This window comes from Streptomyces sp. Ag109_O5-10, assembly GCF_900105755.1.
Lineage (GTDB): Bacteria > Actinomycetota > Actinomycetes > Streptomycetales > Streptomycetaceae > Streptomyces.
The window spans coordinates 8438413-8457579 of record NZ_FNTQ01000001.1; the positions used below are offsets into that span (position 1 = coordinate 8438413).

Here is a 19167-nt window from a genome sequence, read left to right on the forward strand (position 1 = left end):
GACAAGAGCCGTGCGCCGCCGTACGGCAGCAACCGGAAACCCACCCAAGGAAGGTGCCGCACATGACATCGACTCGTTCCGCAGGTCATGAGGGGGGTACGTTCGGCGGACTCACCGCCCTGGTCACCGGCGGTGCCTCGGGCATCGGCCTGGCCACCGCCCGACTGCTGACCGCCGAAGGGGCACGTGTGGTCGTACTCGACCTGGCCGAGCGGGCTCCCGGGCGGTTCGCCGCCCACCTGCGGGCCGACATTCGCGACGACGCCGCGGTCGTGGCCGCCGTCCACGAGGCGGTCTCCGTGCTGGGTGGGCTCGACGTCCTGGTCAACAACGCGGGGATCGGGGCGCAGGGGAAGGTCGAGGACAATTCCGACGAGGAGTGGCACCGGGTACTGGATACCAACGTCGTCGGCATGGTGCGGGTGACCCGGGCCGTGCTGCCGGCCCTGCGTGCCTCGGCACACGCGGCGGTCGTCAACGTCGGCTCCGTCGCCGCCACGGCCGGGCTGCCGCAGCGGGTACTGTATTCGGCCGGGAAAGGAGCAGTGGTGGCGATGACCCGGGCCATGGCCGCCGATCTGTTGCCGGACGGCATCCGGGTCAATGCTGTCAACCCCGGCACCGCGGACACCCCGTGGATCGGCCGACTTCTTGAGCGGGCTCCGGACCCGGCGGCCGAGTACGCGATGCTGGCGGCTCGACAGCCGCACGGCCGTTTGGTCAGTGCCGACGAAATCGCTGCCGCGATCGCGTACCTGGCTTCTCCCGCTGCCGCGTCCACCACCGGATCGTGCCTGGCCGTGGACGGCGGAATGGACGGCCTGCGGCTGCGGAGGGAGGAGTGAGCGCCACGGGACGGCACCCCGCTCCGCTGGTGCCCCCGGCCACTGAGCCAGACCCCTCAGAAGCGGAGCGCGCAGCGGGAGCCCCGCACGTCCCGCGCATCGACGCCCACCACCATGTGTGGGACCTCAAGGTCCGTGACCAGCCCTGGACCCATGGTCTCGCCGCCCTGAACCGCACGTTCTCAGCCGACGACCTGCGCCCGGCGCTGAACCGGCACGCGATCGACGCCACCGTCGTCGTGCAGACGCTGCCCACCGAGCAGGAGACGGCGGAACTGCTCGCCCTGGCTGCCGCGGACCTGCACGTCAAGGCGGTCGTGGGCTGGACCGATCTCGCCGACGCCGCCGTCGCGGAACGCCTCGCCGCGCTACGGGACGGGCCGGGAGGGTCGGCCCTCGTCGGCATCCGGCACGCGACACAGAGTGAGACCGATCCCGGCTGGCTGTCGCAGCCGGACGTCCGCCGTGGCCTGCGGGCGGTGGCCACTGCGGGGCTCGTCTACGAACTGCTCGTCCGTCCGGATCAACTACCTGACGCCGTAGAGGCCGTTCGCGGACTGCCCGAAGTCCGCTTTGTGCTGGACCACGCGGGTAATCCTGTGATCGACGCGGACGGCCTGTCCGCCTGGACGGCGCTCATGACCGAGCTGGCCGCCTCTCCCAATGTCGCTGTCAAGCTGTCCGGCCTGGTCACCCGGACCGACGCGCCCCCTTTGCGCGCCTTGCGCCCCTACACGGAGGTCCTGTTGTCGGTCCTGGGACCGCATCGCCTCATGTACGGCTCGGACTGGCCGGTGTGCCTCCTCGCGGCTCCCTACGACGAGGTGATCACCCTCGCCGAGGCACTCACCCAGGATTTGAGCACTCACGAGCACGATGCGGTCTTCGGCAGCACAGCCGGCCACTGGTACGGGATCGGCGCATGAACACCCACCGCACCCCAGCAGCACCGCCCCGTTCCGGCCCCGCGCCGCGCCGGTCGGGCGGCAGGCCTCGCGTCCACCGTCCGCCCGGGGAGATCGCAAGGAGCTCCCGCAATGGAGCGAGCAGCCGAGTCAGCCGGCTCCGTGGCCATGTCCCGTCGATCTGTCCGGCAAGGACGAGGCGGCGAAGGCGTGCGACGCCGGTGCTCCTGCAGTGGGATGCCGGCCGCGCAGCTTGCCACGGTGGGATTCGGCTGACTGCGCGGGATCCCGGCTCAGCGCACTCGGCCTCGTGGCTTCAGCGGCACCGGCGGTAGTTCGGGGGCGGGCAGGGGCGCTCCGTCGTAACCCTTCACTTCCCCGAATCGCGTCCCGTTCATCCAGTCCTCGCGGGCCCGCTGGATGTCCTCCTGGGTGCGTCCGACGAAGTTCCACCACATGATCAGCTCCTCCTCGAACGGCTCGCCGCCCAGGAGCATGATCGCCGCGTCCGACTCGGCGCGCAGGGGGAGTTCGGTGCGGCCGCAGCCCAGGTAGAGCATGGAACCCGGGAGCACCGGCACGTCGTCGACGTGTACCTCGCCGGACATGGCGAGGACGCCGTACTCGAAGTCGGATTGCAGCGGCAGGCGGAGGTCGGCGCCCTGGGCGAGGGCCAGGTCCGCGCCGACGATGGGGGTGAACGTCGTACCGGGGGACGTCGCGCCGTCGAGGGAGCCGAGGATGACCGTGGCGGTCAGGCCGGGGGCCGTGACCGTCGGCAGGTCGGGGTGGTGTTCGAACCCCGGGTCCGTGTGGCGGTGGGCGTCCGGGAGGGCCACCCACAGCTGGGCGCCGTGCAGGTACCGGGCGTGCGGCCGGGGGCTCTCCTCGGAGTGGCTGATCGCCCGTCCCGAGGTCATCAGCCCCAGCTCACGCGGGCGGATCGTCTGCAGGCTGCCGGTGGAGTCGCGGTGCAGGACCTCACCCTGGTGCAGCCAGCTGACCGTCTGCAGTCCGATGTGCGGGTGCGGCGGAACCTGCATCCCGGGCTCGTCGGCGATGTCGTCGGGGCCGTAGTGGTCGACGAACGCCCAGGCACCGATCATGCGGCGGCCGAGGTTCGGCAGCAGCCGGCGCACCTCGGTCGACTCGCCGAGTTGCACGTGGCGGGGGCTCAGCAGCTCGCGGACGGGTTCGGCGACGACGAATCCGCGGCCGCCGCACACGCTCGGAACGGGCGCGCGGTCAAGGTTGCTCATGTCGGACAACTTAGCGGCCCGAGGTCTCGGTTGCCGAGCGGTGGGCCGGTCGTACGGAATCCGTCCCTCAGGTTGTCGAGGACGGCTCCGTCCGCGTGCGAGCAGCCCCCGTCACGACGACCGTGCTCCGGTTCGTCACGGAGCGGGCCGTACGGGGCGGTGACTGCCGGTCGCCGCCCCGCACGGGTGTGCTCGGGTTCGTCGTGGCGTACGTCAGCGGGCGGTCAGTTTCCACAGGTGGTCGGCGGTGCCGTTGTCGTCCCACTGGAGGACCTGGGCGCCGGGGGAGGTGCTCATGCCGGTCACCCCGAGCAGCAGCCCGCTGTTGTAGTTGGCGATCTTGTAGTACCCGTCGCCGGACGGGATCAGCTGCCAGAGGTGGTCGGCGGTGCCGTTGTCGCCCCAGATCAGGGCGGTGCCGCCGGCGCTCGTGCCCGCGTTGGTGACGCCGAGGAGCAGTCCGCTCGCCTGCTGCTGGATCTTGTAGAGGCCGCTGCCCGCGGCGACCAGGGTCCAGTTCTGGTCGGTGCCAGAGGTGACGGCGGCCTGCACGACGGGGGTGCCCTGCGCGGTGCCCGCGCCGCTGGTGTCCAGGGCGAGGCCGCTGTTCCTGTTGGTGATCCGGTAGCGGCCGGCCAGCGAGGTGGCGGTGCCGCTCGGCGTGATGGTCAGGCGGTAGCCGTCGGAGGCGTTCATCGTGACCGGTACGGTGATCGAGCCGCCGCTGACCCGGTAGTCGGTGTCGGAGATCGTCACCGGACCGGAGACGGCGGTCGTACGACCCCTGGACGGCGTGTGCTCCAGCTTGACGTGCACGGTGCTGCCGAAGGCGGAGAGCGACGACAGCCCGTTGACGGTGACGGCACACGAACCGGTGCAGCCGCCGGTGACCACGCTGATCCGGTTGCCCGCGCCGTTGCGGGCGGCGAAGCCGTCGATGCCGGTCTGCGCCGGAGGCCTGGTGACCAGCATGTTCCCGGACATCTCGCCGTACCACTCGTAGAGCCAGTAGGCGCCGTTGGGTGAGCCGCCGGTGTCGGTGAGGGTGTCGCCGAGGGTGCCGTAGTGGTTCCAGAAGGCCAGCTCGGCGTCGTGCACTCCGGCCCGCTCGAACTTGGCGACGTAGCTCGCGAGCGGGCCCGGGACGCCGACCTCGCCCGTGGTGCCGTACTCCTCGATGGCGATCGGGCGGGGGCTGAGGCCGAGGCTCGACTCCAGCGCCCGGTAGTCGGCCACGTGCGCGGCGATGTTCGCGCTGCTCTGCAGCTCGTGCCAGCTGATGACGTCGGGCACGGCGTTGTTCGCGACGGCGTCCTGGAGGAACGTCCTCATCTTGCCGTCGGTGTACGTCGCGAAGCTGGGCCCCTGGACGGGGGTGCCGGCGTCCTTCGCGCGGACCTCCTTGTACGTCCGCGACCAGCCGTCGTCGAAGGCGCCCGCCGCCGAGGTGTCCCAGGTGCCGTCGGGCTCGTTCCACAGCTCGTACGCGGCGATGTTCGTGGCCACGGAGGACCTCACCGACGCGACCTGCTTGTCCACGGCCGACAGCCAGTCGCTCCAGCTCACCCACTTGTAGGGGAAGTCCGGATACCAGTCAGGCATCCGTACGACGACCTTCGCGCCGGCCTTCGCCGCCTCGGGAGCGACGGTGAGGGCGTCACCGCCGGGAGCGGACTCGCCGTTGGGCAGCTGGCTCCCGCCGGGCGCCATCTGCAGCACGAAGGTGTTCGGCTTCAGCGGCTCGACCAGCCCGTCCGCCGGCACGCTCGCCGTGTCCAGGCCGTAGAGGCTGCCCGAGGCCACGTGGGTGACCGGGCGCAGCGTCTGGTCGGCGCTCACCACGAGGGTGGTGGCGGGGGCGGGCGCCGCGTGGGCGGGGGCGGCGGTGCCGAGGGCGGCCGTGAGGATCACGGCGGCGAGAGTGGCGCTGCGGGGTGTGCGGCTCATGGCGTGCGTCTCCTCGAGGAGTCCGGGGGGTGTCAGTCCTTCACCGCGCCCGCGGTCACGCCCGCGGCCACATAGCGCTGGGCGAGGATCAGGAGGACGGCCGCGGGGACCGACGCGACGACGGCGGTGGCCATGATCGCGTTCCACTCCTGGTTGTTGTTGCCGATGTACTTGTAGATGCCGAGCGTGATCGGCCTCCAACTGCCGCCGCCGTCCAAGGTGTTGGCGAAGACGAAGTCGGACCAGGCCCACAGGAAGCCGAACAGCGAGACGGTGACGACCGCGTTGCGGCTCAGCGGGAGGACGACCGACCGGAAGGTGCGCCAGGTGCCGGCGCCGTCGATCCGGGCGGCCGAGAGGAGGTCGCCGGGGATGCCCGACATGAACGCGGTGAAGATCATGACGCCGAAGGGCACGGCGATGGTGGAGTCCGCGACGATCAGCCCCCACCAGGAGTTGAGCAGGCCGAGGTCCAGGAAGATGCCGTAGAAGCCCATCGCCATGACGATGCCCGGGACCATCTGGGCGATCAGCAGGGCCAGGCTCAGCGCCCCGCCCCCGCGCGGGCGCAGCTTCGCCAGCGCGTAGCCGGCCGGGGCGGCGATCAGGAGGGTGAGGGCGACCGTGCCGACGCCGATCAGCAGGCTGGTGCCCAGGTAGGGGAGCTGGTCGTCGAGGACCGCCCGGTAGCCCTCGAAGGTCGGGTGCAGCGGGAGCAGGTCCGGCGGGTCCTTGCGCATGTCCTGCTGCGGGGTGAGGGACACGTTGAGCATCCAGTACACCGGGAACAGCATCAGCGCCGTGAGAAGGAGACCCAGCACGGTGTGGCCACGGGACTTCACGCCTCCCGCCTCCTCTGGGCGCGGACGTACAGCAGGCCGAAGACCAGGGCGATGAGGATCAGGATGTTGCCGACGGCCGCTCCGGGGCCGAACCTGGGCAGCAGCGTGCCGAAGCCCAGCTGGTACGACCAGGTGGCCAGCGTGGCGGAGGCGTCGCCCGGACCGCCCTTGGTCATGATCCAGATCAGGTCGAACACCTTGAGTGTGTAGACGAGCCCGAGCAGCAGGGTGATCGCCGACACCGGGCGCAGCAGCGGGAAGGTGATCCGGCGGAACCGCTGCCAGGCGCCCGCCCCGTCGAGTGCCGCGGCCTCGTACAGCTCACCGGGAATGTTCTGCAGGCCGCTGTACAGGATGACCAGGTTGAAGGGGATGCCGATCCAGATGTTGGCGACGATCACCGAGGTCAGCGCCCAGTCGGGCGAGGTCAGCCAGCCGACGGGGTCGACGCCGAGGAGACGCAGGAGGTAGTTCACCACCCCCGACTCGCTGTTGAACATCCACGACCACGTCGACGCCGACACGATCAGCGGCAGCAGCCAGGGGATCAGGAACAGCGCCCGCAGCACGGTCGAGAGTCTGAAGTGCCGGTTGAAGAAGACCGCGAGGGCGAGCCCGATGACGTACTGGAAGGCGAGCGACACGAGGGTGAAGACCATGGTGTGCCGCATCGCCGGGCCGAACGTCGGATCGTCCAGCACGGTACGGAAGTTGGCCCAGCCGGAGAACGGCGCGTCGCCCGCCACGAAGGAGCGGACGGTGTAGTCGCGCAGGCTCAGGTCGAGGTTGCGGTAGAGGGGATAGACGTAGAAGCCGGCGAGATAGACGAGCAGGGGCGTCACGAAGGCAAGCGAGGTCAGCCGGCTTCGATGCCCAGGGGACAGACGAACTTTTCGCGGCACAGCGCCTCCACCGGGCCGCGGGGAACTGCGCGACAGGCCCCCACGCACTCGCGGATTCACCGCCATGGGTCAGCCCTTGCCCGCCGCAGCCTGCGCGGCGTCCAGCGCGTCCTGCGGGCTCTTGCCGCCGGAGAGCGCGGCCTGGACGGCCGTCCACAAGGGCTGCGAGATCGTCGGGTATTTGGTGCCGAGACCACCGCTGGTCCGGCCCCGCGCCGCCGCGACCGCCGCCACCCAGGGCTTCAACTCCGCGTTTTTCGCCACCTGTTGGGACTGCACGGTGGAGGTCGGCGCCACGTACATGAGGGTGGTGTCGGTGGCCAGCAGACTGGAGTCGCTGGTCAGACAGGCGACGATCTTCTTGCTGACGTCGTAGCGGGAGGTGTCCTTCTGCACGGGCACGGTCACGAACTCGCCGCCCGTCGGCACCGGAGCCGAACCTCCGGTCCGCGCGGGGATGTTGACGACGCCGTAGCCGAACCCGGCCTTGTCGGCGTTGCCGAGCTGCCAGGTGCCGTTCTCGCCGAACGCGTAGTCGCCGGTCGCGAACTCCTGCCAGCTGGTGGTCTGGGTGTTCTGCAGCACGTCCTTCGGCGCGTACCCCGCGTCCACCCACTGCTTCCACAGCGCGAGGGCGGCAACTCCCGCGGCGGAGTCGAGCTTTGTCAGGTCACCGCCCGCGCCCCAGAACCACGGCAGGAACTGGAAGCTGCCCTCCTCGGTGTTGATCGCCGAGAAGGTGATCCCCTTCTTCCCGGCCGCCTTGACCTTCTTCAGCGCGGCCGTGAGCGACGCCCAGTCCTTGACGGAGGCCGGGTCGACACCGGCCGCGGCGAGGACCTTCTTGTTGTAGTAGAGCGCGAGGGTGTTGGCGCCGATCGGGACGCCGTAGGAGGAGCCGTCGATCGTGCCGGCGCCGATGATGTTCTTCTGGATCGAGGAGGTGTCGAGCCCGAGATCGCGCGTCCTGTTGAGGATGCCCGCCTCCACCAGCGTGGAGACCACCGGGTTGTCGACCAGCATCACGTCCGGCGCGTTGCCCTGCTGCGCGGCCAGCAGCGCCTTGTTGCCCAGGTCGGTGGTGTCGTACGCGGTCCGCTTGAGCTTCACCCCGGCCGCGGTGCCGCACGCGCTGACCCGCCTGCCCCACTCCGAGGAGGCGTCGAACTGCGGGTACGGGTCCCAGAAGGTGTACGTCCCACCGGCCGAGGACGACGATCCCGAGGAGCCGGAACCGCCACCGCAGGCGGTGAGAGGGAGCAGGGCGGCCGTGGTGAGGGCCAGGACGGTACGGCGGGTTGGTATCACGGGGTGACCTCGTTGTCGTAGGACGGGGTGTCTCAGGAGGTGGGGAGCCAGACGCGCATGCTGCCGTCCTCGCGGTTGGCCCAGACGTGGTAGGGGATCGCGGTCAACTCGACCGGCTCGTCCCCGGGTTCGGCCGGGTCGGTAGCGGTGGCGTACGGCCACCAGCCCCGGTCCGGGATGCGGCGCCGGCGGCCCGCGGCCACCACGGTGGTGACACCGCCGAGCAGGTCCGGGCGGTGCTTCACGGCGAGCGGCCGGGACAGGTCGAGGACGACGTCGTCGAGGCCGCCTCCCGGGTGGTCGACCTGTTCCAGGCAGTGCACGAGCGGCCCGCGCTCGATCGCCACACAGCCGCGCACGGCGTCCACGCGCGGGTCGGCGGTGGTGAGCCGCGGCTCCAGGGCGAGCTCCAGTACCACCAGGTCGCCCGGCGCCCAGGTCCGCGACAGCCGCAGCCAGCCGTCGTCGGCCGGCGAGTCGTAGGTCTCCTCCCCGCACCGCACCCGGAACTCCCGGCACCACCCGGGGATGCGCAGCGAGAGTGTCCACGGTTCGTCCGACGGCGTCTCCTCGACGGTGAACGCGATCGTGCCGTGCCAGGGATAGTCCGTCTCGGCCCGCACCCGGACCCGGTCGGTCGCGTACGTCCCGGTGACGAACTGGTGGATCTGCAGGCCCTGTTCGTCGCCCGACGCCAGGTAGTGCTCCAGGCTAGCCAGCAGCCGCATCACGTTGGGCGGACAGCAGGCGCAGCGGAACCAGCGGGTGCGGCGGGCCGACTGGTCGCCGCCGGTGTCGGTGTGGCCGTCGCGGACCTGGAGCGGGTTGACGTACAGCCAGCGCTCGCCGTCCAGCGAGACCCCGGCAAGGAACCCGTTGTAGAGGGTGCGCTCGATCAGGTCGGAGTAGCGGGCCTCGCCGGTGAGCAGGGCCATGCGCCAGCTCCACTGGACGGAGGCGATGGCGGCGCAGGTCTCGCAGTAGGCCCGCTCGTTGGGGAGTTCGTAGGGGTCGCCGAACTCCTCCTGGTCGTGGTGCGCGCCGAGTCCGCCGGTGAGGTGGGTCTTGGTGGTCGTCATCGCGTGCCACAACCGCTCGCCCGCCGCGCGGAGTCCGGCGTCCCCGGTCTCCGCAGCCAGGTCCGCCGCCGCCGCCAGCAGGTACAACTGCCGTACGGCGTGGCCCTCGACGTCCGTCGCCGCGCGCAGCGGTACCCGGTCCTGGCAGTAGGCGTCGCCGTCGAGCAGGCCGTGGCCGCGCCGGTCGACGAAGTAGCCCGCCAGGTCGAGATAGCGGCGCTCGCCGGTCTCCCGGTACAGCTCCACCAGTGCCGTCTCGACCTCCGGGTGACCGTCGATGCCGTCGACGGGCCTGCCGCTGCCGGGGAGGCCGAACACTGAGTCGATGTGGTCGGCGAACCTCCGGGCGACGTCGAGGAGTTCGGGGCGGCCGGTGGAGCGGTGGTGGGCGACGGCGGCCTGGATCAGATGGCCGGCGCAGTACAACTCGTGGCCCCAGCGCAGGTCCTGGTACCGCGCACCGCCCTTGACCAGCTGGAACCAGGTGTTGAGATAGCCGTCGGGCTGCTGGGCGGCGGCCACCAGGGTGATGATCCGGCCCACCTCGGCGGACAGCGATCCGTCGTCCTCGGCGGCGAGTTGCCAGGAGGCCGCCTCCAGCCACTTGTAGACGTCGGTGTCGACGAACGGGTAAGCGCCCCGGAACACACCCTCGGCGGTGCCCGCCGCCAGCCGCAGGTTGTGCAGGTTTCCGGCGGACTCCAGCAGGTCGGGTCCCTGCGGAAGGGAGACGCGCGCGTTGGTCGCGCGCCGGTCGTGCCAGAAGCCGCCGTCGACGGTGACGGCCGCCGGGCGCAGCGCGGTGCGGGCATCGGGGGTGGGGCGGACCGGACCGGCGGGGGAGGGCGGGGCGGAGTGGGTGCGGGGCATGGCTCTCCGGGGTGGGGAGGGGCGGGGTGCCGGGGCACAGTGGTTCGGGATGTCGAACGACGTTTGGAAGATCGAGCAAGGACCGGTGATGTGCGGCGGTGCGGAACCGGATTGCGCAATCGTTTTCCCGCCGAGAAGTACAGGGCAGCCCGAGGGGCGGGTCAAGACGCCCGGCGCAGCTTTTTCAAGTTGCCCGGGAGGGCTGGTACTTCGCATGGGCGGCTGCGACGATGTGGGGCGGCTCTGCCGTCGCGAGGCCGACGGTGGCGCCGAGTATCCGTCCAGGAAAAGGTTTGCCCGTGACCTCTGCTCCAAGCTCTCCGTCCGCCGGCCGGGCCAGGCTCGCCGATGTCGCCGCGCTCGCCGGCGTCAGCGTCGGTACCGCGTCCAAGGCGCTGAACGGCGCCGGCCGGATGCGCCCGGAGACCCGGCAACGGGTGCTGGACGCGGTGACGGCGCTCGGGTTCCGGCCCAACCAGCACGCCCAGAGCCTGCACAGCGGCCGAAGCTGGACGGTCGGCCTGATGACGACGGACGGCATCGGCCGCTTCAGCACCCCGGTGCTGCTCGGCGCCGAGGACGCACTGGGCGCCGGGAAGATCTCCGTCCTGCTCTGCGACACCCGCGGCGACGCCATCCGTGAGCAGCACCACCTGCGCGCCCTCACCGACCGCCGGGTCGACGGCATCATCGTCGCCGGCCGCCGCACCGACCCCCGCCCGCCCCTGACCGGCATCGACCCGGCGATCCCGGTGGTGTACGCCCTCTCCCCGTCGACCGACCCGGCCGACGCCTCCGTCGTCACCGACGACCGCGGCGGCGCCCGGCTCGCCGTGGAGCACCTGCTCGCCACCGGCCGTACCCGCATCGCCCATGTCACCGGGCCCGAGCATCACCAGGCCGCCCGCGACCGTGCCCGGCACGCCGTCGGGCACCTGGCCGAGGCGGGACTCGAACTCGCCGCGGGACGCGTGCACTTCGGGGAGTGGAGCGAGGCCTGGGGGCGGCGCGCCGCCGACGCGGTACTGCGGACGGCACCGGGCACGGACGCCGTGTTCTGCGGCAACGACCAGATCGCGCGAGGGGTCGCGGACGCCCTGCGGGAGCGGGGGAGGGACGTGCCGGCGGACATCGCCGTGGTCGGCTACGACAACTGGGACACCATGGCCCTCGCCTGCCGGCCGCCGCTCACCACCGTCGACATGAACCTGGCCGAGATCGGGCGGATCGCCGCACTCCGGCTGCTCCAGGCCATCGACGCCGAGCCGGAGCCGGGGGTGCGGACGGTGCCGTGCCGGCTGGTGGTGCGCGAGTCGAGCTGACGTCGCGTGAGTCGAGCCGGGGTCGCGTGAGTCGCGCCGACGGGGCGTGAGTCGAGCCGGGATTGCGTGAGTCGCGCCGACGGGGCGTGAGTCGAGCCGGGATTGCGTGAGTCGAGCCGGGGTTGCGTCGGGGGCACGGCGAATCTGGGAGATGCCAAGTGGGTCCCTGGAAGCATTCTGCGGTTCGGCAACGTCCGGAAGGGGCGCTGGGGGTCACCCGGCCGAAGGCCGGGGGAGGAACCGCGCGCCCGGCCAGGACGGGACGGCGCCGCGGTCGACCGAAGGCCTGCCTCGGCACTTCCGGCGGAGCGCTCAGCCGTGCTCGGGCTGCCGCGCAGCCCACAGGCCGCGGACATGGCCCAGGTGGCGGGTCATGACCTCGTGGACAGCCTGCTCGTCACGCGCCAGCAGGGCGTCGAGGAGCTCCACGTGCTCCTCGGCGGAGGCCTTCAGACGTCCCGCCGCCACCAGCGCCGTCAGCCCGTACAGCCGCGACCGGCGGCGCAGGTCCCGTACCACCGCGACGAGATGGTCGTTGCCCGCCAGCGCCAGCAGACCCAGATGGAAGGCCAGGTCGGCCTCGACGTAGCCGATCAGGTCGCCCTTCACGGCCGAGGTGACGATCTCCAGGGCGACCGGCCGCAGCGCCTTCAGGTCGTCGGGGTCGGCGGTGGCCGCGAGGGCGACCGTCGTCGGGATCTCGATCAGGGACCGGACTTGCGTGTACTCGTCGAGCTGCCGCTCGGAGACGGCCGTGACCCGGAACCCCTTGTTCGGGACGATCTCGACCATGCCCTCCTTCACCAGCTCCAGCATCGCCTCGCGCACCGGGGTGACGGAGACGCCCAGACGAGGAGCGAGCCCCGGCGCCGAGTACACCTCGCCGGGGCGCAGCTCACCGGCGATCAGTGCGGCCCGCAGGACGTCCACGACCCGCTCCCGGAAGTTCGGCTTCCGCCCGCCCAGCGAGGGAATGGCGGGCTTGGCGGCCGGTACGGCGGGCTTGGCTGCGGTGGGCGTGCTGCTGCTGGGCCGGTCGGCCATGGTGGAACTCCAGGAGGATCGTCGCCGCAGGGGCGTCGGAGGAAGTCGTCGGAGGAAGTCGCCGGAGGATTCAGAGTACGAAGCCCGCCGGGAACGGGTCGTCCGGGTCCAGCAGGTACTGGGCGGTGCCGGTGATCCAGGCCCGCCCGGTGAAACTGGGCAGGACGGCGGGGCGACCCGCGACGTCGGTGGTGCCGAGGAGCCGGCCGGTGAACCGGGTGCCGATGAACGACTCGTTCACGAACTCGGTGTCCAGCGGGAGTTCGCCGCGGGCGTGCAGCTGGGCCATCCGGGCACTGGTGCCGGTGCCGCAGGGGGAGCGGTCGAACCAGCCGGGATGGATGGCCATCGCGTGCCGGGAGTGGCGGGCCGTGGCGCCGGGGGCGACCAGGTGGACGTGGTGGCAGCCGCGGATGGACGGGTCCTCGGGGTGAACGGGCTCCGCCTCGGCGTTGATCGCCGCCATGAGGGACAGACCCGCCCGGAGGATGTCGTCCTTGCGGGTGCGGTCGAAGGGGAGGCCGAACTCGTCCAGGGGGAGGATGGCGTAGAAGTTGCCGCCGTACGCCATGTCATACGTCACTGACCGGCCGTCAGCGAGCACGATCCTTTGGTCCAGCGCGACCGGGAACGACGGCACGTTCCGCAGCGTGACGTTCCGCGCCGCGCCGTCCTCCACCGCCACCTCGGCGACGACCAGGCCGGCCGGGGTGTCCAGCCGGATGGTGGTGACCGGTTCCACGACCTCCACCATCCCGGTCTCCACGAGCACCGTCGCCACGCCGATCGTGCCGTGCCCGCACATCGGCAGATAGCCGGACACCTCGATGTAGACCACGCCCCAGTCGCAGTCGGGCCGCGTCGGCGGCTGCAGGATCGCCCCGCTCATCGCGGAGTGCCCGCGCGGTTCGTTCATCAGCAACTGCTTGATGCCGTCGCGGTGTTCACGGAAGTACAGCCGCCGCTCGTTCATGGTCGCGCCGGGGATGGTGCCGATCCCGCCGGTGATCACCCGGGTCGGCATGCCCTCGGTGTGCGAGTCGACGGCGTGCAGGACGAGTTTGCTGCGCATGACGCTCCTGGAGGGTGGGCGGGTTCCGTCACGCCAGTCCGGCCGCGACGGCCTTCTCGGTGGCCGCGCGGACCACGGCCTCCTGCTCGGGCAGCAGCGGCACGCGCGGCGGGCGGCAGGGACCGCCGTGCCGGCCGACGATGTCCATGGACAACTTGATGGCCTGCACGAACTCGACCCGGGAGTCCCAGCGCAGCAGCGGATGCAGCTGTGCGTACAGCCGCCCGGCGGTGTCCAGGTCCCCACGCACCGCCGCGCGGTACAGCTCGACCGACGCGGCCGGCAACGCGTTCGGGTAACCGGCCACCCAGCCCTTGGCACCCGCGATCGCCAGCTCCAGCAGGACGTCGTCGGCGCCGATCAACAGGTCCAGGTCCGGGGCGAGTTCGGCGAGCTGGTAGGCGCGCCGGACATCGCCCGAGAACTCCTTGACGGCGTGGACGTACCCCTCGCCGTGCAACCTGGCGAGGATCTCCGGGACCAGATCGACCTTGGTGTCGACGGGATTGTTGTACGCCACCACCGGCACCCCGGCCTTCGCGACCTCCGCGTAGTGCGCAAGGACCGAACGCTCGTCAGACCGATACGCGTTGGGCGGCAGCAGCATCACCGCCGCGCAGCCGGCGTCCCGGGCCTGCTCGGCCCAGCGGCGAGCCTCGGCCGAACCGTAGGCGGCGACCCCGGGCATGACCCGGGCGCCGCCGACCGCGGCCACGGCGGTCTCGACGACCTTGGCGCGCTCCTCGGGGGTGAGCACCTGGTACTCGCCGAGAGAGCCGTTCGGTACGACGCCGTCGCAGCCGTTCGCCACCAGCCAGGCGCAGTGCTCGGCGTACTTGTCGTGGTCGACGGAGAGGTCGTCGCGGAGCGGGAGGGCGGTGGCCACGAGGACGCCCCGCCAGGGGTGGGGGTGTGGGGTGGGCATCAGGGTTCCTCCGTAGGGGCCGGGTGGTCTTCGTCCGGGTGGTATGTGACATTGCACTGTTCGTCATCCGCGCCGCCGGCCCGCGCGAGCACCCCGAGCGGCACCGGCCGGGCGAACGGTCTGCGTGCCGCCGTCTCCGGGCAGCCGGCGAGCCCGGCGACCGCCGGCCCGCACATCCGCCCCTGGCACCAGCCCATCCCGGCCCGCGTGAGCAGTTTGACGGTCCGTACGTCTCCGGCGCCCAGCTCGGTCACGGCCCGCCGGACCGCCCCGCCGGTGACCTCCTCGCAACGGCAGACGACCGTGTCGTCCGTGACCTGCTCGGCCCAGTGCGCGGGCGGGGCGTAGGCGTCGTTCAGCGCCGCGGCGAACCGGCGCAGCGCGGTACGGGCCCGGGCGGCTCCCGCCCAGTCGCGCGGGTCCGGCTCCCGGCCCGACAGTCGCGCGGCCGCCGACCTGCCCGCGACGTGCCCTTCGGCGAGGGCGAGGACCGCGCCGCCGACGCCGGTGGCCTCGCCCGCCGCCCACACCCCGGGTACGTCGGTGCGCTGCTCGTCGTCCACGTGCACCGCGACCTCGTCGATCCGGCAGCCCAGGCCCTCGGCGAGGTCGGTGTGCGGGAGCATGCCGTGCCCGACGGCCAGGGTGTCGCAGTCGACGCGCCGCCGGGTGCCCGGCCGTACCCGGCCCGCGGCGTCCAGCGCGGCGACGGTGACGGCTTCGAGCCGCAGTCCGCGCCGGTCGCCGTGTGCCTCGACGACGGTGTGGTGGGCCAGGGTCCGCACACCGTGCCGCAGCAACCGGGTCGCGTAGTGGGCGCCTTCGGCGAGCTTGCCCGGGTGGGCGGCCAGTGCGGGGGAGCGCCGTACGAAGGCCCGCGGGTCGGCCGACTCGACCAGCGCCGCCACCCGGGCACCCGCAGCCGCGAGGCCGGTCGCGACCGGCAGCAGCAGCGGTCCGGTGCCTGCGACGACCGCCGTACGGCCCGGCAGCACCAGTCCGCCCTTCAGCATGGCCTGCGCCCCGCCCGCGGTGACCACACCGGGAAGCGTCCAGCCGGGGAAGGGCAGCACCTTCTCGTAACCCCCGGTGGCGAGCAGCACGGCGTCCGCGCGTACCTCGACGGCCCGTTCCTGCTCGGGGCCGAGCAGGGCGTGCACGGTGAAACCGGACCGCCGCCGCGTCACGCACCACACGTGATGGTCCGGCAGCTGCGTCACCAGTCCTGCCGCGACGAGCCTGTCGAGGCCGGCGCGCAGGCGTTCCCAGTCGCGCCACCGGTGGTGCAGTGCCTGCGGGCGGCGGGCGCCGAGCCCGGCGGCGGGCTGCCGGTAGAACTGGCCGCCCGCCTCGGGCGCCGCGTCGACCAGGGTGACCCGCAGACCGCCTCGGGCGGCTGCCAGGGTGGCGGCGAGACCGGCAGGGCCCGCGCCGATCACGGCGAGCCGGGGCGCCGGCTCCGGCCGAGGGGCGTCAGTCATCGTGCCCCGTGCCCCGCTGTGTACGGATCGCGTCGCCGGGGTGCACGGGCAGCACACAAGCCCGTTGGTTGCGACGGCCGTTGACGGTCACCAGGCAGTCGAAGCAGACGCCGATCCCGCAGAAGACGCCGCGTGGGCGGCCCTCGCCGCGGGTGGTCCGCCAGGACGTGACACCGGCCGCCCAGAGCGCGGCCGCGACCGTCTGGCCCGGCAGCGCCACGATCTCGCGCCCGTCGAAGGTGACGGTGAAGGCGGGCCCGGGGCGGGCCTGCACCAGCTCCAGGGGATTCACGCGCTCTCCTCGCCGAAACGCTCGGGACGGAACGGGCTCAGGTCCAGCTCGGGTGCCTCGCCGCTCAGCACCTGCGCGATCAACCGCCCGGTGCCGGTGGCCAGTCCGATGCCCGCGCCCTCGTGCCCGCAGGCGTGGAAGAGACCGGGCGCCCGCGGGTCGGGGCCGATGGCGGGGAGGTGGTCGGGCAGGTACGGGCGGAAACCCAGGTAGGTGCGCAGCGCCCGGACCGCGGACAGGAAGGGGAACAGCCGGACGGCACCCGCCGCCAGCGCCCGTACGGCCGGCAGCGAGAACGACCGGTCGAAGCCGACGCGTTCCCGGCTCGCGCCGATCAGGACCGGCCCGGACGCCGTGCCCTCGACGACCGGCGAGGTCTGCAGCGCGGCCGAGTCGCTGGCCACGTCGGCCACGTAGTCGGCGGCGTACACCTTGTGCCGTACCCGGCGCGGCAGCGGCTCGGTGACCAGGACGAAGCCGCGCCGGGGGAGGACGGGCAGGTGCACACCCGCGAGCGCGGCGACCTCGCCGCCCCAGGTCCCGGCCGCGTTGACCACGGCCGGGGCGTGGATGTCGCCGCGGCCGGTACGGACCCCGCGTACGGCACCGCCGGCATCGCGCAGCACCTCCGTCACCGTGCGGCCGGTCGCCAGCCGGGCTCCCGAGGCCCGCAGGAGATGTGCGGCGGCCAGGGTCGGCATGACCTGGGCGTCCTGGGGGTAGAGCACCGCGCCCGCCAGGCCGGGCGCCAAGTACGGCTCAAGGTCGCGGAGTTGGTCCGCACCGACGTTCTCGGCCGCCACCCCGCGGGCCCGTTGCCCGGCGGCGAACCTCTCCAGGGCCGCCAGTCCCTCGGGTTCGGCGGCGACGACCACCCCGCCCTTGGGCTCGTACTCGATCCGGTCACCGAACTCCCCGGCCAGGTCGGCCCACAACCGGCCCGAGAGCAGGGCGAGTTCGAGCTCGGGCCCGGGCTCCTTGTCGGAGACGAGCAGATTCCCCTCACCCGCCCCGGTCGTGCCGCCGGCCACCGGACCACGGTCCACCACGATGACGTCCAGACCCGCCCGGGACGCGTACAGGGCACAGGCGGCGCCTGCCATGCCCGCCCCGATCACCACGACGTCGCAGGTCAGTCGCATGCTCACGCCAGTAATATGTCACATAGCACACACCCTCGGAAGACCCCCAGCACCGAGTGGCGCTCCCGATGTGACAGGCAGACGTGGAGTGGTGGACGGGAGTTCGACGGGAGGACACCGTCATGCCGGAGATCAAGCCGGTCGACAATCCGGACGAGCGGCGGGTCTTCCCCCACGGCCACCTGGAGGCCGTGCGCCTGACCGGCCTCGGCTTCGCCATCGGCACCTTCGAGCCGGGCGGGCGCCGGTAAGAGTCGGTGGCGCCGGTCGCGGGCACCGGGAGTTGCATGGTCCACCACAACGGCTGTGTGGTGCAGCGCGGGATGCACCTCGTCGTGGACGACGGCGGCGAGGGCGAGATCGGCCCGGGTGACGTCTTCGTCCTTCCGCCGGGACACGCCGCCTGGGTCGTGGGGGACGAGCAGTGCATCGTGCACGACATCGCCGGCGGCATGGCGACGGACTACGCGAAGGCCGGGGAGAGCCGGGAGCGGCCGACGGGTGCCGTCACCTTCCGTGGGTGACGGCATCCGGTGTGTCACACCGGCAGCAGCCTGGCGATCAGCCCGCCGAGCTGGCGGGCGGTGCGGCACTCGTGCATCTCCACCAGTTCCGCGTAGTCGGGCGCCGCCGAGTCGCCGGTGCCCCACAGGGAGAGCGGTTCGGGGTTCAGCCAGTAGACGCGCCGGGCCTGTCCGGCGATCCGGCGGACGGCGGCGAGGTTCGGGTCGAGGTTGTTGGTGCGGGCGTCGCCGAGCACGAACACCGTGGTGCGCGGGCCCACCGCGGCGCCGTACCGCTCCGCGAACTCGCCCAGCGCGACGCCGTAGTCGCTGCTGCCGTGCCAGCCGGTGAGGGTCGCCTCGGCGCGGATCCGGGCGCCCAGCCCCTCCGGATCGGCCCGGCCGTGTTCCAGGAGACCGGTCACCTCGTCGATCCGGTTGACGAACGCGAACACCCGCACCTTGCTGAACTGGTCGTGCAGCGCCTGCACCAGCAGCATCGTGAAGTCGGAGAACCCCGACACCGAACCCGAGACGTCGCACAGCAGCACCAGCTCGGGGCGGACCGGCCGGCGCCGGCGCAGCACCGGCCGCATCGGCACCCCGCCTGTCGACAGCGAACCGCGCAGGGTGCGCCGCAGGTCGATGGTGCCGCGCGCGGCCCGGCGGCGGCGTGCGGCCAGCCGGGTGGCCAGCTTCCGCGCCAGCGGCCGCACGGTCCTGCGCAGCTCGGTGAGTTGCTCCCGCCCGGCGGAGAGGAAGTCCACCCGGTCGGCGCTCGGCGCCACCGCCCGCCGGGCGATCCGGTCCCGCCCGCGCCGCTCGGCCACCCGGCGCCGGGCCTCCGCCGCGACCATGCCCCGGAAGGCCTCGATCCGCCGCCGGATCTCGTCGTCGAGCAGCCGGTCCGCGAACCCCTCGCCGCCGCCCTGCCCGCGGACGTCCGCCCGCACCCGGGCGAGCAGCGTCTGCGGCCGCAGCCGGTCCAGGGTCTGGTACGACGACCAGCCGTCCGAACCCGGCGAACTCCCGTATCCGCCCAGGCCGTCCACCGCCTCGGCGGCCAACTGCCGCAGCAGCGCGGTGTCGTCGTCGGCCAAGGCGGCGGCGAGCCGCTCCCTGAGCTCGTCCCGGTCGCCGGACGGGTCACCGGAGCCGCCGCCGGGCGCGCCCACCGACCGCGGGAAGTAGAGGTCGAAGACCTGGTCGAACACGGCCCGTTGGCCAGTGCCGTGCAGCAGGGTCGCGGCCAGTCCCTCGCGCAGCAGCTCCCGGTCCGCCAGCCCCAGCGCCGTCACCGCCCGTCCCGCGTCCACGGTCTCCCCGGTGCCGACTCGCACTCCGTGCGCCCGCAGCGCGCCGACCAGCCCCGTCAGCCGCTCGGCGAGGTCGGCCGGAGCGTCGGTCGGGGAGTCGGTCGGGGAGTCGG

The 19167-nt window shown here is 72.5% G+C and carries 16 protein-coding genes and 1 pseudogene; 4 read left to right on the forward strand and 13 right to left on the reverse strand.

The window, feature by feature from the left end; translation table 11 throughout:
• Positions 1–62: 62 nt before the first annotated feature.
• Both BLW82_RS38455 and BLW82_RS38460 read left to right on the forward strand, forming a co-directional pair.
• Complete coding sequence (locus BLW82_RS38455) at positions 63–845, forward strand: SDR family NAD(P)-dependent oxidoreductase (protein WP_093506461.1); 783 nt, start codon at positions 63–65, stop codon at positions 843–845.
• Between the two features lie 98 nt (positions 846–943).
• Positions 944–1771, forward strand: coding sequence for an amidohydrolase family protein (locus tag BLW82_RS38460; RefSeq protein ID WP_256216259.1), 828 nt, complete (start codon positions 944–946; stop codon positions 1769–1771).
• Positions 1772–2043: 272 nt separating this feature from the next.
• On the opposite strand, the gene BLW82_RS38465 is transcribed toward BLW82_RS38460, so the two are convergent.
• The 6 genes from BLW82_RS38465 to BLW82_RS38490 form a co-directional block, all read right to left on the reverse strand.
• On the reverse strand, positions 2044–3009 hold the full coding sequence (locus tag BLW82_RS38465) for a pirin family protein (RefSeq protein ID WP_093506463.1): 966 nt from the start codon (positions 3007–3009) through the stop codon (positions 2044–2046).
• A gap of 213 nt (positions 3010–3222) precedes the next feature.
• Complete coding sequence (locus tag BLW82_RS38470; protein WP_093506465.1) at positions 3223–4956, reverse strand: RICIN domain-containing protein; 1734 nt, start codon at positions 4954–4956, stop codon at positions 3223–3225.
• Positions 4957–4988: 32 nt separating this feature from the next.
• Complete coding sequence (locus BLW82_RS38475) at positions 4989–5750, reverse strand: carbohydrate ABC transporter permease (protein WP_093508497.1); 762 nt, start codon at positions 5748–5750, stop codon at positions 4989–4991.
• Between the two features lie 44 nt (positions 5751–5794).
• Entirely contained in the window at positions 5795–6766 is a 972-nt protein-coding gene (locus BLW82_RS38480; protein ID WP_093506467.1) for a carbohydrate ABC transporter permease, read from the reverse strand.
• Between the two features lie 3 nt (positions 6767–6769).
• Positions 6770–8008, reverse strand: a complete 1239-nt coding sequence (locus BLW82_RS38485; RefSeq protein WP_093506469.1) for a sugar ABC transporter substrate-binding protein — start codon at positions 8006–8008, stop codon at positions 6770–6772.
• A 32-nt stretch (positions 8009–8040) separates the two neighbouring features.
• A complete protein-coding gene (locus BLW82_RS38490; RefSeq protein WP_093506471.1) occupies positions 8041–9957 on the reverse strand; it encodes a glycoside hydrolase family 127 protein in 1917 nt (638 codons plus the stop codon).
• A gap of 299 nt (positions 9958–10256) precedes the next feature.
• Here BLW82_RS38490 and BLW82_RS38495 point away from each other — a divergent pair, with 299 nt between their 5' ends.
• Positions 10257–11279: a LacI family DNA-binding transcriptional regulator gene (locus BLW82_RS38495; protein ID WP_093506473.1), complete on the forward strand. Its 1023-nt coding sequence runs from the start codon at positions 10257–10259 to the stop codon at positions 11277–11279.
• Positions 11280–11591: 312 nt separating this feature from the next.
• On the opposite strand, the gene BLW82_RS38500 is transcribed toward BLW82_RS38495, so the two are convergent.
• The 6 genes from BLW82_RS38500 to BLW82_RS38525 form a co-directional block, all read right to left on the reverse strand.
• Positions 11592–12323 carry a GntR family transcriptional regulator gene (locus BLW82_RS38500; protein ID WP_093506475.1) on the reverse strand — a complete coding sequence of 244 codons (732 nt, stop codon included), beginning with the start codon at positions 12321–12323 and terminating at the stop codon, positions 11592–11594.
• Between the two features lie 70 nt (positions 12324–12393).
• Positions 12394–13395, reverse strand: coding sequence for a proline racemase family protein (locus BLW82_RS38505; RefSeq protein ID WP_093506477.1), 1002 nt, complete (start codon positions 13393–13395; stop codon positions 12394–12396).
• A gap of 28 nt (positions 13396–13423) precedes the next feature.
• The gene (locus BLW82_RS38510; RefSeq protein ID WP_093506479.1) at positions 13424–14320 is read right to left on the reverse strand and encodes a dihydrodipicolinate synthase family protein; all 897 of its coding nucleotides are present in this window, start codon (positions 14318–14320) and stop codon (positions 13424–13426) included.
• Positions 14320–15801, reverse strand: coding sequence for an NAD(P)/FAD-dependent oxidoreductase (locus BLW82_RS38515; RefSeq protein ID WP_093506481.1), 1482 nt, complete (start codon positions 15799–15801; stop codon positions 14320–14322). Before BLW82_RS38515 ends, BLW82_RS38510 begins: the two co-directional genes overlap by 1 nt.
• Entirely contained in the window at positions 15794–16093 is a 300-nt protein-coding gene (locus BLW82_RS38520; RefSeq protein WP_093506484.1) for a (2Fe-2S)-binding protein, read from the reverse strand. Before BLW82_RS38520 ends, BLW82_RS38515 begins: the two co-directional genes overlap by 8 nt.
• Entirely contained in the window at positions 16090–17241 is a 1152-nt protein-coding gene (locus BLW82_RS38525) for an NAD(P)/FAD-dependent oxidoreductase (protein ID WP_093506486.1), read from the reverse strand. The genes BLW82_RS38520 and BLW82_RS38525 overlap by 4 nt, the downstream gene beginning before the upstream one ends.
• A gap of 116 nt (positions 17242–17357) precedes the next feature.
• On the opposite strand from BLW82_RS38525, the pseudogene BLW82_RS38530 reads away from it, so the two are divergent.
• Positions 17358–17759: pseudogene (locus tag BLW82_RS38530) on the forward strand (cupin).
• Between the two features lie 14 nt (positions 17760–17773).
• On the opposite strand, the gene BLW82_RS38535 reads toward BLW82_RS38530, so the two are convergent.
• A complete protein-coding gene (locus tag BLW82_RS38535; protein WP_256216260.1) occupies positions 17774–19114 on the reverse strand; it encodes a VWA domain-containing protein in 1341 nt (446 codons plus the stop codon).
• Positions 19115–19167: the final 53 nt, after the last annotated feature.